At 68.5% G+C, this 14,304-nt stretch carries 19 protein-coding genes and 1 tRNA gene; 13 read left to right on the forward strand and 7 right to left on the reverse strand.

The annotated features are described in order from the left end of the window. Window positions 1–11 precede the first annotated feature (11 nt). Complete coding sequence (locus DIZ26_RS09450) at window positions 12–932, reverse strand: XRE family transcriptional regulator (RefSeq protein WP_112239447.1); 921 nt, start codon at window positions 930–932, stop codon at window positions 12–14. A gap of 87 nt (window positions 933–1,019) precedes the next feature. Between DIZ26_RS09450 and DIZ26_RS09455 the strand changes: the two genes are divergently transcribed. Both DIZ26_RS09455 and DIZ26_RS09460 read left to right on the forward strand, forming a co-directional pair. Then, window positions 1,020–1,403, forward strand: coding sequence for a nuclear transport factor 2 family protein (locus DIZ26_RS09455; protein WP_112239449.1), 384 nt, complete (start codon window positions 1,020–1,022; stop codon window positions 1,401–1,403). 2 nt (window positions 1,404–1,405) lie between these two features. Beyond that, window positions 1,406–2,287 (forward strand): aminoglycoside phosphotransferase family protein, encoded by an 882-nt coding sequence (locus tag DIZ26_RS09460; RefSeq protein ID WP_112239451.1) that lies wholly within the window; start codon window positions 1,406–1,408, stop codon window positions 2,285–2,287. A 10-nt stretch (window positions 2,288–2,297) separates the two neighbouring features. Here DIZ26_RS09460 and DIZ26_RS09465 read toward each other — a convergent pair whose 3' ends face one another. After that, entirely contained in the window at window positions 2,298–3,053 is a 756-nt protein-coding gene (locus DIZ26_RS09465) for an SDR family NAD(P)-dependent oxidoreductase (protein ID WP_112239453.1), read from the reverse strand. A 124-nt stretch (window positions 3,054–3,177) separates the two neighbouring features. On the opposite strand from DIZ26_RS09465, the gene DIZ26_RS09470 reads away from it, so the two are divergent. Beyond that, window positions 3,178–3,798: a TetR/AcrR family transcriptional regulator gene (locus DIZ26_RS09470; RefSeq protein ID WP_112239455.1), complete on the forward strand. Its 621-nt coding sequence runs from the start codon at window positions 3,178–3,180 to the stop codon at window positions 3,796–3,798. 131 nt (window positions 3,799–3,929) lie between these two features. Next, entirely contained in the window at window positions 3,930–4,802 is an 873-nt protein-coding gene (locus DIZ26_RS09475) for an LLM class F420-dependent oxidoreductase (protein ID WP_112239457.1), read from the forward strand. Between the two features lie 9 nt (window positions 4,803–4,811). Here DIZ26_RS09475 and zwf read toward each other — a convergent pair whose 3' ends face one another. From zwf to DIZ26_RS09485, 3 genes are all read right to left on the reverse strand, one after another. Further along, window positions 4,812–6,314: a glucose-6-phosphate dehydrogenase gene (gene zwf, locus DIZ26_RS09480; protein WP_112239459.1), complete on the reverse strand. Its 1,503-nt coding sequence runs from the start codon at window positions 6,312–6,314 to the stop codon at window positions 4,812–4,814. An 84-nt stretch (window positions 6,315–6,398) separates the two neighbouring features. After that, entirely contained in the window at window positions 6,399–6,650 is a 252-nt protein-coding gene (locus tag DIZ26_RS38585) for a serine hydrolase family protein (RefSeq protein ID WP_198676015.1), read from the reverse strand. Beyond that, complete coding sequence (locus tag DIZ26_RS09485) at window positions 6,605–7,498, reverse strand: serine hydrolase domain-containing protein (protein WP_198676016.1); 894 nt, start codon at window positions 7,496–7,498, stop codon at window positions 6,605–6,607. The genes DIZ26_RS38585 and DIZ26_RS09485 overlap by 46 nt, the downstream gene beginning before the upstream one ends. 145 nt (window positions 7,499–7,643) lie before the next feature. Between DIZ26_RS09485 and DIZ26_RS37805 the strand changes: the two genes are divergently transcribed. The 3 genes from DIZ26_RS37805 to DIZ26_RS09495 are packed head-to-tail and all read left to right on the forward strand — an operon-like array spanning window position 7,644 to window position 9,814. Next, window positions 7,644–7,976, forward strand: coding sequence for a YciI family protein (locus DIZ26_RS37805; RefSeq protein WP_198676017.1), 333 nt, complete (start codon window positions 7,644–7,646; stop codon window positions 7,974–7,976). After that, on the forward strand, window positions 7,973–9,154 hold the full coding sequence (locus tag DIZ26_RS09490) for an RNA polymerase sigma factor (RefSeq protein ID WP_198676018.1): 1,182 nt from the start codon (window positions 7,973–7,975) through the stop codon (window positions 9,152–9,154). The genes DIZ26_RS37805 and DIZ26_RS09490 overlap by 4 nt, the downstream gene beginning before the upstream one ends. 36 nt (window positions 9,155–9,190) lie before the next feature. Next, window positions 9,191–9,814, forward strand: coding sequence for a maleylpyruvate isomerase family mycothiol-dependent enzyme (locus tag DIZ26_RS09495; protein WP_112239463.1), 624 nt, complete (start codon window positions 9,191–9,193; stop codon window positions 9,812–9,814). 57 nt (window positions 9,815–9,871) lie between these two features. On the opposite strand, the gene DIZ26_RS09500 is transcribed toward DIZ26_RS09495, so the two are convergent. After that, a complete protein-coding gene (locus DIZ26_RS09500; RefSeq protein ID WP_112239465.1) occupies window positions 9,872–10,885 on the reverse strand; it encodes an aldo/keto reductase in 1,014 nt (337 codons plus the stop codon). A gap of 138 nt (window positions 10,886–11,023) precedes the next feature. On the opposite strand from DIZ26_RS09500, the gene DIZ26_RS09505 reads away from it, so the two are divergent. Next, entirely contained in the window at window positions 11,024–11,887 is an 864-nt protein-coding gene (locus tag DIZ26_RS09505) for an AraC family transcriptional regulator (protein WP_112239467.1), read from the forward strand. Window positions 11,888–12,052: 165 nt separating this feature from the next. On the opposite strand, the gene DIZ26_RS09510 is transcribed toward DIZ26_RS09505, so the two are convergent. After that, window positions 12,053–12,124 (reverse strand) — tRNA-Arg (locus DIZ26_RS09510). 153 nt (window positions 12,125–12,277) lie between these two features. Here DIZ26_RS09510 and DIZ26_RS09515 point away from each other — a divergent pair. The 5 genes from DIZ26_RS09515 (at window position 12,278) to DIZ26_RS09535 (ending at window position 14,262) form a co-directional block, all read left to right on the forward strand. Beyond that, the gene (locus DIZ26_RS09515; RefSeq protein WP_112239469.1) at window positions 12,278–12,463 is read left to right on the forward strand and encodes a PspC domain-containing protein; all 186 of its coding nucleotides are present in this window, start codon (window positions 12,278–12,280) and stop codon (window positions 12,461–12,463) included. A gap of 48 nt (window positions 12,464–12,511) precedes the next feature. Next, window positions 12,512–13,039, forward strand: coding sequence for a hypothetical protein (locus DIZ26_RS09520; protein WP_112239471.1), 528 nt, complete (start codon window positions 12,512–12,514; stop codon window positions 13,037–13,039). A gap of 90 nt (window positions 13,040–13,129) precedes the next feature. Further along, window positions 13,130–13,561, forward strand: a complete 432-nt coding sequence (locus DIZ26_RS09525; protein ID WP_157979662.1) for a hypothetical protein — start codon at window positions 13,130–13,132, stop codon at window positions 13,559–13,561. A 45-nt stretch (window positions 13,562–13,606) separates the two neighbouring features. Then, the gene (locus DIZ26_RS09530; RefSeq protein WP_112239475.1) at window positions 13,607–13,849 is read left to right on the forward strand and encodes a FitA-like ribbon-helix-helix domain-containing protein; all 243 of its coding nucleotides are present in this window, start codon (window positions 13,607–13,609) and stop codon (window positions 13,847–13,849) included. Beyond that, on the forward strand, window positions 13,849–14,262 hold the full coding sequence (locus DIZ26_RS09535) for a type II toxin-antitoxin system VapC family toxin (RefSeq protein WP_112239478.1): 414 nt from the start codon (window positions 13,849–13,851) through the stop codon (window positions 14,260–14,262). Before DIZ26_RS09530 ends, DIZ26_RS09535 begins: the two co-directional genes overlap by 1 nt. Window positions 14,263–14,304: the final 42 nt, after the last annotated feature.

The following is a 14,304-nucleotide window of genomic DNA, read 5'->3' on the forward strand; positions in this document are numbered from 1 at the left end:
GCGCCCGCCGGTCAGTCCCATTCCCAGGTCAGGCCCACGATGCCCGGACGCAGATCGGTGACGACCAGGTGGGCGGTCTCCGACGCGCCGATCCACAGCGGCCGGTCGAGCTGCCGCGGCGCCTCCATCGTGAGCTGCCGGTACGGCACGCAGGTCGCCGGCACCTCACCGGCGAACTCGACCTGCAGCACGAACTGGCGGCTCGGCCGGGTGAAGCGGCGATGGAAGAACGTCAGCTCCGGGCCGGGCGGGAAGTTCCACTCGTACTCCAGGACGGACCGTTCGCCGGTCGACAACCGCTGGTCGAGCATCAGTTCGGTCACCACCGCGCCCAACTCGTCGTTGGACCGCATCCTGCCGAGCCGGCAGTAGCGCAGCCCGGTCAACCGGGGTTTCGAGGGCTCCTCGGTCCACAGGTACACCACGCAACGATCGATACGGTCCGCATTCGCCTCCACCACCAGCCGGGTCCGTACGGCGGCCAGCTGGCGGTGTTCGTCCACCAGCACGTGCTCGTGGACGTCGAGGAACGACAGCTGTCCGTCCGGCGGTGCGTCCATCGCCGTGAGCAGAGGGCTGTGCGACGGCCACAACCTGCGCCGGTCCATCGCACCCGGCAAGGTCGCGGCGCGGCCCCGGGGACGCGGCGGTCCGAGCATCGACACCAGCGTCTCCGCCGGAAGGTCCAGCACCTCCTCCAGCGCACGAACAGCGCGCAGCGACTCGGCCCGCTCCGGTCGGCTGCGTCCATGCCGCCAGTAGCTCAGCGCGGCCCGGCTCACCCGCACGTCACGTTCGGCCAGGTGGTGCTGAACCCGTTCGAGGCTCAGGCCGCGGACGTTGAGCGCATGGTCCAGGGCCTCCGCGAACGTGCCGGTCCGTAGCAGCCGGCGCAGCTCGCGGTCCACCGGCAACGAGGTCGCTCCGGCCATCGCACCTCCTCGATCCCCAGGGCCTTCGATTCGACTGTCGTCCAGCCAAGGTAGTTTCGAAGCAGTCTCTTCTGGAAGGTGTGACCGATGACGATTCCGACCCCGCCCGACCCGGCCGCGACCGACAAGGTGAAGCACCTGCCGCCCGCGATCACCACTTACCTGCGCGAGGCCGACCCGCAGCACAAGGCGAACGCGCACGACCTGCTGTCCGCTTTCGCCGCGGACGCGACGGTCGTTGACGACGGCAACACCTACACCGGGCACGACGAGATCCACCGGTGGCGGGAGAACGAGGCGAGTGAATACACCTACACCGTCGAGACCAGCCACGCCGACCAGTTCGACGACACGCACTACGTCGTCACCAACCACCTCGAAGGCGACTTCCCCGGTGGCGTCGTCGACCTCATCTACCGCTTCACCCTGAACGAGGCCGGTCTGATCAGCAGTCTGGAGATCGCGCCCTAGACGTGGACCTCCTCGAGATCGACGAGAGCACGGTGCGGACGCTGCTGACCGAGCAGCACCCGGACCTCGCCGTACATCACCTCCGCTTGGTCGATGGCGGCTGGGACAACCAGCAGTGGCGACTAGGCGACGAGCTCGCCGTACGGATCCCGCGTACGCCGCGCGCTCCGGAACTCCTGCGCATGGAGCAACGGTGGCTGCCGGTCCTCGCTCCGGGCCTGCCACTTCCGGTCCCGACACCGGTGCGGGTCGGCGAACCCTCTGAGCGCTTCCCGCGGACCTGGACGATCACGACCTGGGTCGCGGGGGAGCCGGCCGACCGCGCGCCGATCACCGACCTCGGCGACGCCGACGTACTGGCCGGCTTCCTGACCGCGCTGCACCAGGATGCGCCCGCGGACGCGCCGATCAATCCGAGCCGCGGGGTTCCGCTGAAGGCCTACGAGGCGGACCTGGAGAAGTGGCTGACGAATGCGCCTGACGACCGGGCCGATGAGCTTCGCGCGGTCTGGGCGGATGCCTTGTCGGCGCCGGAGTGGGATCGCGCCCCGGTGTGGGTGCACGGGGATCTGCATCCCGCGAACATCGTCACCGCGAACGGCTCCCTCGCCGGCGTGATCGACTTCGGCGAGCTCTGTGCCGGCGATCCTGCGGTGGACCTGGCCTCCGCCTGGGTGCTTCTTCCCGATGGCGCCGCGGACCGCTTCTTCGCCGCCTACGCCGCGGACGACGCCACCATCCGCCGCGCCCGGGGCTGGGCCGTCTTCCGCACCCTCGCCCTGATCAGTATCGGGCTGGCCGGCGACCGGGGCCTCCCCGGCGGCAAACCCACCTGGCGCCCCGCCGGCGAAGCCGCGTTGGCCCGCCTGCTCGCATCCGCCTAGCTCGACCTGTTCACCCGGCGATGACGGCGGCGCCGATGCGGCCGCCGTCGACGTCGAGGGTGGCGGCGTGGATGAACGCGGACTCGTCGCCGGCCAGGAAGACCGCGGCGTTCGCGATCGCGTCCGGCGTACCGATGGTGCCGTGAGGTGTGCCGGTCATCATCGAGGCGCCCGGCTGGTCCGGTGTGGGGTCGGCGTAGACCACCCCTGGCGAGATCGCGTTGACCCGTACTCCGGCCGGGCCGAACTCCGCCGACCAAGCGCGGGTCAGCGTCTCGAGCGCGCCCTTGCTCGCGGCGTACGCCGCGCCGACCGGTATGCCGAGTCGCGCCACCCAGGAGCCGAGGTTGATCACCGCGCCGCCACCGGCACGCACCATCGCCGGTGCGACCGCGGCCATCAGGAAGTACGGCGCTTTCACGTTGACCTGGTAGACGAGGTCGAAGGTCTCCTCGTTCGTCTGGGCCGTCGGTGTGCCGTCGATCGCGCCGGCGTTGTTCACCAGGATGTCGATCCGGCCGCCGAGCAGCCGGGTCGCTTCCTCGGCCAAGGCGTTCGCCGCAGCCTTGGAACCGTCCAGGTCGACCGCGACGAAGTCCGCCCGCCCACCCGCCGTACGGATCTGATCGACCACCTCGTCACCGCGCTGCTTGTTGCGTCCGGCAACGATCACATGAGCGCCCTCGGCAGCGAAGGCGGTTGCGATCGCCTTGCCGATGTTGCTGGTGGCTCCGGTGACCAGGGCCTTCTTACCTGCCAACCGCATGACTGCTCCTCAGGGTAAGTATCTCGAATGGACCACACGGTCCAAGATGCTGGATAGAATGGACCGATGAGTCCAAAGTAGCATGAAGAATGGACCGCGCGGTCCAATAGGTAGGGTGAAGCCCATGGAGCGAGCACTCACGGCGAAAGGCGCGGCGACCCGGCAGCGGATCGTCGAGGGTGCGGCTTTGCTGATCCGTGCGGACGGCGTACCGAATGTCGGTCTCGACGACATCCGGGCGGCCACGGCGACCAGCAAGAGCCAGTTGTTCCACTACTTCCCGGCCGGTAAGGCCGATCTGATGCTCGCGGTCGCGAAGTTCGAGGCCGAGCAGGTGATCGCGGAGCAGCTGCCGCAGCTGGCCGACCTGACCAGTTGGCGGAAGTGGCAGGCCTGGCGGCGGCGGGTGATCCAGATCTACGACGCGCAGCGCCAGCGCTGCCCGCTCTCCGCGCTGACCGCGCAGCTCGGGACCGGGGACCCGGCGACGCGGGAGATTCACGCGAATCTCCTCGATCGCTGGCAGGGCTATCTGGTGGCCGGCGTGCAGGCGCTCAAGGACTCCGGTGAGGCGGATCCCGGCGTCGATCCGCGGGTTGCGGCAACTTCGATCCTGACCGCCGTGACCGGTGGCGCCGGCATGCTGCAGGCCACCGACCGGATCAGCTACCTCCAGATCGCCCTCACCGACGCCATCGACACCCTCCGCCGGCCCGCCCCCGCCCCCCGCCGCAGGTCAGCCTGACGCGGCGCCGGCGTGCGTCGCGGAGAAAATCGGAGGAAACTCCGTTTCTGGGGATTAGATCGCCGCGACCGGCGGTTGGCAGTTGGTGCGGGACTCCCGGTCCCGCCTGCTTCGCTTGGAGGACATCCCTGATGGAAATCGGTCTGCAGGTTCCCGACTTCACCTGGCCGAACGGCGTGTCCGCGCTCGGTGCCGAACTCGCCGAGGTGGCCCGGACCGCCGATCGCGCCGGCTTCGGCTATCTCGCGGTGATGGACCACTTCTTCCAGATCAGTGCCGTCGGTCCGGTCGAGAACGACATGCTGGAGGCGTACACGACGCTCGGCTTCCTGGCCGCCAACACCCAGCGGGCCAAGTTGCTCACCGTGATCACCGGCGTGCACTACCGCGAGCCGGCGCTGCTCGCGAAGGCGGTCACCACGCTCGACGTGCTGTCCGGCGGCCGCGCGGTACTGGGCATCGGCGCGGGCTGGAACGAGGAGGAGTCCCGGGGGCTCGGCTTCCCGTTCCCGCCGCTCGCCGAGCGGTTCGAGCGGCTGGAGGAGACGCTGCGCTACGTGCTGCAGATGTGGTCCGACGACGACGGCCCGTTCGAGGGCAAGCATTATCAGGCCGAGCGGTTGATGAACGTTCCGCAGGCGCTGAGCAAGCCGCACCCGCCGATCATGGTCGGTGGCGGCGGCGAGAAGAAGACGTTGCGCTTCGTCGCGAAGTACGGCGATGCCTGCAACCTGTTCAACACGCCGGACGTGGCGCACAAGCTCGAGGTGCTCAAGCAGCACTGCGAGAACGAGGGCCGCGACTACGACGAGATCACCAAGACCGTCTACCAGACGCTGGACACCGGCGCGAACGGCGAGAAGACCGCCGAACTCGTCGACGAACTCGGCCGGTTGCACGAACTCGGCTTCGACGCGGCCATCGGCGGCGTACCGACGCTGCCCGACCTGGACGCGCTGGAGCGCATCGGCGCCGACGTCATCCCCGTCGCCGCCGCCTTCTGACCGATACCGTCAGCGCGGCTTCCCTTCGCGCCATTCACGCTCGAAGGGAAGCCGCCAGGCGCGTGGCGCGATGAGCTGGTGGATCGCGTTCGGCCCCCAGGTGCCGGGCGCGTAGGGCTTCACCGGCGGTGGGTCCTCGAGCAGCAACGTCGAGTTCTCCCACAGCGACTCGATGCCCTCGGCTGTCGTGAAGAGCGTGTGGTCACCGCGCATCGCGTCGAGGATGAGTCGCTCGTACGCCTCCAGTACGTCGCCTGCCGTCTCCGTCTCCTGCGTCGAGAACTGCATCGACAACTTCTCCAGCCGCATCCCCGGGCCGGGCCGCTTGCCGTAGAACGACAGCGACACCCGCGACGAGTCGGCCAGGTCGAAGGTCAGGTGGTCCGGGCCCTGCGACCCGACCCCGGAGCCCGACGGGAACATCGTCTTCGGCGCCTCCTTGAAGGCGATCGAGATGATCCGCATCCCCTCGGCCATCTTCTTGCCGGTGCGCAGGTAGAACGGCACCCCGGCCCAGCGCCAGTTGTCGATCCCGACCTTCATCGCGATGAACGTCTCGGTGTCGGAGTCCGGCGCGACCCCTTCCTCGGACCGGTAACCGCCGTACTGACCCCGTACGACGTCCTCGGGGCGGATCGGCAGCATCGAGCGGAAGACCTTGTTCTTCTCCTCCGAGATCGCGCGCGGCTCCAGCGCGGTCGGCGGCTCCATCGCGACGAACGCGAGCACCTGCAGCAGGTGCGTGACGACCATGTCCTTGAAGGCGCCGGTCGGTTCGTAGAAGGTGGCCCGCTGGTCGAGGCCGAGCGACTCGGGGATGTCGATCTGCACGTGGTCGATGAAGTTGCGGTTCCAGATCGGCTCGAACAGCCCGTTGGCGAACCGGAACGCGAGGATGTTCTGCGCGGCCTCCTTGCCGAGGAAGTGGTCGATCCGGAAGATCTGCGCCTCGTCGAACGTCTCGTGCACGAAGTCGTTCAGCTCGATCGCGCTCTGCAGGTTGTCACCGAACGGCTTCTCCATCACCACCCGGGCCCGGTCGACCAGGTCGGCGTCCCGGAGCATCTGGATCACCGAGCGCGCGGCCTTCGGTGGCACCGACAGGTAGTGCAGCCGCCGGGTCTCGGGGCCGAGCGCCGTCTCGGCCTCCTTCACAGCGGCGGCCAGGGCGTCCGGGCCGGCCGTGGTCGGTACGTAGGTGAGGCGTTCGCAGAACCGCGCCCAGTCCTCGTCGGTGATCTTGTGGGTGCCGAAGGTGTCGACCGCCTTGCGGGCCCGCTCCCGGAACTCCTCGGTGGTCAGGTCCTCGGTCGCCGTACCGATGATCCAGACGTCCGGCGCGAACTTCGACTGCTGCAGATACGCCAGCCCGGGCAGCAGTTTGCGTTTGGCCAGGTCGCCGGTCGCGCCGAACAACACGATCACGTGCGGTGCCAGCGGCTCCAGATCCCGCCGCGACGGACGGGCGCCGGGAGCGGGGTAGGCGATCGTCTGGGTACGGGAGTCGGGCATTCTCGGTCCTCCTACGGATGACACTCACACCACAGGCCACAAACGGTTTCAGTGTAGGCACCTCAGGTGACCCGGGGAGCGCACTCAAGCGGTGTTCGTGAGTCCCTCGTAAGCAGCCATCAGAATCTCCAGCCCGCGTTCGTCTCCGAGCGGTCCTTCCTCCACCATCTGGTTCATCACGTAGGCGACGGTGAGCCGGGTGTCGAGATCGACGTACACGAGCGACCCACCCCAGCCGCCCCAGGAGCACGCCCGTCCTTGCAGCCCGTAGCCCATTCCGTAGTGGATGTTCAGGCCCAGTACTTCGTCCAGGCCGGCGAACTGCTCCTCCAGCACGCGTTCGCAGCCTGCCTGCGACACGACAGCAGCCGCACGACACCAGCCTCCCCACCACAGGCCAGCATCGATTGCACCCTGGCAACGGACCGGGCGTTCCCGAACCCGTTGGCGGAGGGGATGTTCGCCCGGCGCCACGCCGCGGTGTTGGCGACGTCGGCCGGGACAGGCGGGTTGGCCTCACCCCGCGACAACAACTCCGGTGCCCTGCTCAGTGCCGGGATGATCGGAGCGACGCGGTGATCGTCCTCGGGTGACACTCCCAGGTGGAAATCGGCACCGAGCGGCCCGGCGACGTCGTCGGCGAAGAAGGTCGGCAGGCTGCGGCCGGTGACGCGGCGGACGACCTCGCCGATCAGGTATCCCTGGGTGATCGCGTGGTAGGCACCCACCTCACCCGGCACCGAGCTGGGCGCCTGCTCAGCCAGCAAGCTTGTCATCGTCGACCAGTCGTAGAGCTGCTCGGTTCGCAGCGGCTGCTGCCAGGTCGGCAGGCCAGCGGTGTGCCCGAGCACGTGCCTGAGCAGGACCGTTTCCTTGCCTGCGGCACCGAATTCGGGCCAGTACGCCGCCACTGGCGCGTCCAGGTCTAGGACGCCACGGTCGGCCAGGATCAACACGCACAGGGCGCTCATCGTCTTGGTGGTGGACCAGACGCAGGTGATCGTGTCCCGCTCCCACGGCCGGGTGCGCTCGGCGTCGGCGTACCCGCCCCAGAGGTCGACCACCAGTTCGTCGCCGACATAGACAGCGGCGGACGCGCCGACGTCCACGGTGTCGAGGGACTTCGCCAGTGCGTAGCGCACCGCCTCGAACCGCCCGCCGCAGCTGCCGTGGATGTCGGCCATGCACCACATCAAACCCCCGACTCCACGAACGGACCAGCCAATTACCACCCAGCGGCAGCGGCGGCGAGGATGCTGGTGGAAAGGTGTCCGGATCGGTGGGTTGTTGTTCGTCGGTGGGTTGACGGGCCGACTGGAGGAGAGATCGATGAAGTATCTGCTGATGATCTGCGGCGACGAGTCCGCCGAGGAGTACGCCGACGCGGGGTGCGGCGGGTGGACGGAGGAGATGACGGAGCGCGGGGTGATCACGGGCGGCGCCGGGCTGCGACCGCCGCGCGAGGCGACCACCGTGCGGGTCCGCGACGACGAGTTGCGGATCACCGACGGCCCGTTCGCCGAGACGAAGGAGCAGATCGGTGGCTTCGTGCTGATCGACTGCACCGATCTCGACGAGGCGATCGAGATCGCCGCCAAGCACCCGGCGGCCGGCTACGGCACGATCGAGATCCGGCCGGTGCTGGAGTTCCCGCCGACGTGAAGTTCGAGGACGTCTACCGGCAGGAGTGGGGCCAGGTGGTCGCCACGCTGATCCGCCTGACCGGTGACTGGGAGCTGGCCGAGGAGTGCGCGCAGGAGGCGTTCGCGGCCGCTCTGGAGCGCTGGCCCCGCGACGGCGTACCGCGTAAGCCGGGTGCCTGGCTGACCACCACCGCACGCAACCGTGCGATCGACTGGCTGCGCCGCGAAGCGGTGGGGGCCGCCAAGCTCAAGGAGGTGGCTGCGATGAGCGACGAACCCGAACCGGCGTACGACGTGCCGGACGACCGGCTGCGGCTGATGTTCACCTGCTGCCACCCGGCGCTGGCCATGGAGGCGCGAGTCGCGCTGACGCTGCGGACACTCGCCGGACTGAGTACTGCGGAGATCGCCCGCGCATTCCTGGTCCCAGAGGCCACCATGTCGAAGCGGCTCACCAGGGCCCGACAGAAGATCCAGTACGCCGGTATCCCGTACCGCGTGCCGCCCGCGCATCTGCTGCCCGAGCGGACGCCCGCAGTACTCGCTGTGCTCTACCTGCTGTTCAACGAGGGGTACTCCGACGTAGTACGGAGCAGCCTGAGTGGTGAGGCGATCAGGCTGGCGAGGCTGCTGGTGCAGCTCATGCCGGACGAACCGGAGGCCTGTGGACTCCTTGCACTCATGCTGCTGCACGACGCGCGACGCGACACCCGGCTGAGCGCGGACGGCGTACTGGTGACACTGGACGAGCAGGACCGCACTAGGTGGGACCACGCGCAGATCACCGAGGGTGTGGAGTTGCTCGATGCAACGCTGGCCCGCGGGACGCCCGGCCCGTACCAGGTGCAGGCGGCCATCGCCGCCTGCCACGCGACGGCTCGTACCGCAGCAGACACCGACTGGCCCCAGATCGCCGCTCTGTACGGACAGCTCAAGCAAACCCCGGTGATCGCACTCAACCGCGCCGTAGCGATCGGTATGGCGGACGGTCCAGCCGTCGGCCTGCGGCTGCTGGAACAGCTGGCAGCCGGCCCACTGACCGGCTACCACCTCCTACCCGCCACCCGCGCCGACTTCCTCCGACGCCTCGGACGCCTGGCCGAGGCGGCAACGGCGTACCGCGAAGCCCTCGAGCTGGCTACGACCGAGGCCGAGCGCCGGTACCTCGCCCGACGGCTGGAAGAGGTTTCGCAGTAGCTGTCCGTCCGGGCGGAAGCCGTTCGTCGGTCGGGTATGACGGACATCAGAACTGCGGTGACAGGGGAGCGGGCCGACCTCGCCGTACTGCTGGAAGAACTGCCCGCGGCCGACTGGGACAGGCCGACGCTGTGCGAAGGCTGGCGGGTACGGGAGCTGGTGGCGCACATCGTGATGCCGTACCGCATGTCGACGGCGAGCTTCTTGCTCGGGATGGTGAAGGCGCGCGGCAGGTTCGACCGGCTGGCGGACCGGTATGCCCGCAGTGAGGCGGCTGCGCTCTCACCGGGCGAGCTGATCGAGATCTTGCGGCAGAACCTCGAGAATCCCTGGAAGCCACCCGGTGGTGGCGACCAGGGCGCGTTGTCGCACGACGTGATCCACGGCCTCGACCTCACCGTTGCCCTCGGCATCGATCGCCAGGTCCCCGCGGAGCGGATGCGGCTCGTCCTCGACGGCACGAGTCCGCGGCAGCTCAAGTACTTCGGAGTGGACCTCACCGGCATCCAGCTCCGTGCCACCGACCTGGACTGGACCTACGGTGCCGGCGAGCCGCTCACCGGCACCGCCCAGCACCTACTCCTCGTCCTCTGCGGCCGCCTACTCCCACCCGGCCACCTGACCGGCCCAACAGCCAACCGCTTCACCCGTGCCGCTTGAGCAGCTGTCGCGGTTCGAAGCCGTTCGCGAGAAGCCGTCGGTAGGCGTTCTGACTCGTCAGCGGCGGCGTAGGTGTGCGTGTTCGATCGCGGGTGGCGTGGCGTGGTAGTTGTCGGCCGGGTCCAGTTCGGTGCCGGGCGGGACGATCTCGTCGATCCGGTCGAGGAGCTCGGGGGTCAGGTCGAGTTGGGCGGCGGGGAGCAGGCTGTCGAGTTGCTCCTGGGTTCGCGGGCCGATCAGGACGGACGTCACGGCGGGATGCGCCCGGACGAACGCGATGGCCAACTGTGGCAGCGTCATCCCGGCCTCGTCGGCCAGCGTCGTGAGCTTGGCGACCGCCGCCGCCTTCGCCTGGCCGGTCGGAGTGCTCGGGTCGTAGCTGGAGGGACGTGTCGACGCCCGGTGCGACGAAGTGAGGTCCGCGCGGCCCGACAACCAGCCACCGTTCAACGGACTGAAGGTGAGGACGCCGACGCCGTACCGCTCGGTCACCGGGAAGACGGACCCTTCGGGGCGACGGGTGAAGATCGAGTACATGGTCTGCTCGGTCAAGAACCGGTGCGTACTCCGCCGCTCCGCGGCCCACTGGCCCTCGACGATCGTCTCGGCCGGGAACATCGACGACCCGAAAGCCAGGATCTTCCCCGCTTGGACGAGATCGGACAACGCCGCCAGCGTCTCGCCGAGATCGGTTTCGTGGTCCGGGCGGTGGAGCTGGTAGAGGTCGAGGTGGTCGGTGCCGAGCCGGCGGAGGCTGTTCTCGACGGATCGGACGATCCAGCGCCGGGAGGCGCCGCGCTGGTTCGGGTCGGCACCCATCGGCAGGCCGAACTTGCTCGCCAGGACCACGTCGTCGCGCCGGGTCCTGATCGCCGTACCGACGATCTCCTCGGACTCGCCACCGGAGTACACGTCGGCGGTGTCGATCAGGTTGATCCCGGCGTCCAGGGCGCGCTGGATGATCCGGACCGAGTCCTCGTGGTCCGGGTTGCCCATCGCGCCGAACATCATCGCGCCGAGGGCGACGTCCGCGACCGAGATGCCGGTTGCGCCGAGGATTCTGCGTTGCATGGGAATCGCTGCCTTTCTGCCCGATTTGCTGACCCTTCGATGACAGCATCGGGAGGCGCCGAAGTGTGAGCCTCATGCTGGCGCCGGCTTGCGCGATCCTGCCGACTTGGCAGTTGACGTGGGGCGCAGACTGGGGGAGTGGACCTGCTCGACGAACTTCGGACGCTGATCATCCGGCATGCCGCCGGGCAGCGCGGGCACAGCCGGCACGTGATCGACGGCGTCCAGGTGAGCAAGCTCGACGAACCGACCGAGCCGACCGCGGGCGTGGCCGAACCGTCGGTCGCAATCGTTGCCTCTGGCATCAAACGGACGACGCTCAACGGTGTGGCCTATGAGTACCGCGCGGGCCAGTTCCTCGTCGCGTCACTGGATCTGCCGGTGATCGGCCAGGCACTGAAGGCGAGCCGGGAGGAGCCGTTCGCCGTGGTCAGCCTCCGGCTCGACCCGGTGGAGATCGCACCGCTGCTGCTCGAGGCGCCGGCCCGCCCACCGCAGTACGGCGGTCTGGTGGTCAGCGACGCGACGACGGACTTGCTCGATCCTGTCGTGCGACTCCTGCGGATCGCCGACCGGCCGGACGACGTACGGGTCCTGGCGCCGGGGATCCGGCGGGAGATCCTATGGCGCCTGCTGACCGGCGAACAGGGCGCGCTGGTCCGGCAGATCGGTCTCGCCGACGGCATGCTAGCCCACATCTCGACGGCGATCCGCTGGATCCGCACCCACCACAACGAACCCCTCCTGGTCGCGGACCTGGCCGAGTTGGCCGGCATGAGCCCGTCCACCTTCCACCGCCACTTCCGCGCCGCCACCTCGATGACCCCGATCCAGTTCCAGAAGGAGATCCGCCTCCAACAGGCCCGCGTGCTGTTGCGGACACAGGCGCTGACGGCGGCCGAGGTCGCCTACCAGATCGGCTACACCAGCCCCGCCCACTTCACCCGCGCCTACCGAAAGGCCTTCGGCGTGACGCCCGGCGAGGACCGCACGCGCGGCTGAACTCACCGGACGGGCGACCCCAGCGTCCCCGCACCTGGGAAGTCCCTAGCAATCACCGCCGGGGGGAAGCCCGTCCGGGCGGGGTGTGGGGGCCGCGGCCCCACAAAACACATCGGGCGATCCCTACTCGCGCTCTCCGCGAGTACAGACCGCCCAGATTGACCGCGCCCCCGGCAGGATTCGAACCTGCGCACCCGCCTCCGGAGGGCGGTGCTCTATCCCCTGAGCTACGGGGGCTCAGGAACGAGCAGAACATTAGCAGGGATATCCATGAGGTCCCGCATTGGGGAGGACCCTGAACCGGCCCTGGGTCTTCTGCGCGTCGGGATCTGTGCGTGGTGAGTCGGCGTCATAGTGGTCGTAACCCCACAGCTGAAAGGAAAACTCATCATGGCTAGCGCACTGGTTCGTCCGAAGAACGACCGCTGGATCGGCGGTGTCTGTTCCGGCCTGGCGCGTCGCTTCGGCACGACGCCGAACGTGATGCGCCTGATCTTCGTGGTCAGCTGCCTGCTGCCCGGCCCGCAGTTCCTGATCTACATCGTGCTCTGGGCCCTGATGCCGTCCGAGGACTGAGGCACCCGGTAGGCGATCGGCGCGAGCGGGCGTGAAAACCTGCTCCGCATGAGAGTCCGGGTGCCGGCGCTGGTCGCCGTACTGAGCCTGCTGCCGCTGGTCGGCGGCTGTCAGGTCGGTCCGGCGGCGCCCGGGCCTGCTGAGTTCCGGGCCGGGCCGCCGCCGTGGGATGCGCCGCGCGACGCGGTCTCGTACATCGACAAGGCCGGCTTCGAGCGATTGCCGCTCGACTTCAGCGGCCCGGCGCCGTACACGCTCAAGATCGCCGTCACTGTCGGCGGCAAGTCCGTCCAGGTCCCGCCCGGTATCGGCGTCGACCGGCGTCGCGCCGAGCAGGCTGCCGTTCACACGCACGCTGCCGACGGCACCGTGTACGTCGAGGCGAAGACCACCGCCGAGCGCCCGACCCTGAAACAGTTCTTCGAGCTGTGGGGAGTCCGGTACGACGGTAAGTGTCTCGGCGACGCGTGTGGGGGAGTCACGGTCCTGGTGAACGGGCAGCCGGCCGCCTGGGACACCCCGTTGCAGCGGGACGTCAAGATCCAGGTGACGGCGAAAGATGGGCCGCGGCCGTAACGCGGCAGCCCGTAGTACGGATTGTGTTGGCAGGGCAGTTCGCCGTACGACGTGCGCTCGGCTGCCGCCGAACTCACGGAGGTCTCACCCATGATCCGCACGGTCGCAGTCATCGCCGCAGCCGTCGCCCTGCTGACGGCTTGTTCCGGCAAGGACGACACCAGTAACCCGCCGCCGAGCAGCGCTCAGCGCGTCTCGGCTCCGAGCGCCAAGCCTTCCGCGAAGCCGGTCGCGCGGAAGGCCGCGGACGGCAACAACCTGAAGGCGTGCGCGGACGGGACCTGCGAGGTCTACGTGAAGACCGGCACCCGGATCCCCGTCAAGACCAAGCTCTTCGGCTCCGCCACCCTCACCGTCACCCGGGTCAGCGCCGGCGGCGTCGACTACGGCGGCAGAAGCGCCTGCTGCAGCGTCAGCGCCACCAACCAGCAACCCGGCAAAACCGTCCGCCTCAACAAACTCAAGATCACCACGGTCACCATCACCAGCCCCACAGCCATCCTCCGCCTCCATCCCGCGTGACATCAACGCTGGCACTGCTAGCATTGCTGGCAAGAGGTGATTTGCATGGCAGTGATTACTGTACGTAACCTCGATGATCACATAAAGCAGCGTCTGCGAGTCAGGGCTGCGCGCCACGGTCGATCGATGGAGGCGGAAGTGCGGGCGATCATCGTCGACGCGGTCAGTGAGGAAGATCCGGGCGAGAACTTTCTGATGGCGTTACATCGACGGTTCGCCGAAGTCGGTGGCGTCGACCTCGAACTGCCGGAACGCAACAGCACACCGCGGGTCGTGGAATTCGACTGATGATCGTGTTCGACACCAACGTCGCCTCCGAACTGATGAAACCGTCTCCGGACGGCGCAGTCTGGAACTGGGTCGTGAAGCAGCCTCGCGATCGGTTGTGCACCACTGCCGTCACCGTCGCCGAGATCCGGTGGGGAATCGAGCGCGTGCCGATCGGCCGGCGACGCTCGTTGTTGCAGGAGGCTGCCGAGGACGTCTTCGGCTGGTTCGACGGCAAGATCCTCCCGTTCGACACGGCGGCTGCCGAGGCCTATCCGCAGGTGATGCTCGGCCGGAGCCGGAGCGGATTGCCGATCGAGACCTATGACGCTCAGATTGCCGCGATCTGCCGGGCGGAGAAGGCCGTCTTGGTTACCCGGAACCTCAAAGACTTCGCCGAGACCGGGATAGAGCTGATCAACCCGTGGGAGTGAGGCTCGTACCGGGCTGTGGATGGTGGGGCAAGGGTTTGGGCG

This window comes from Kribbella monticola (assembly GCF_003261635.1).
GTDB lineage: Bacteria > Actinomycetota > Actinomycetes > Propionibacteriales > Kribbellaceae > Kribbella > Kribbella monticola.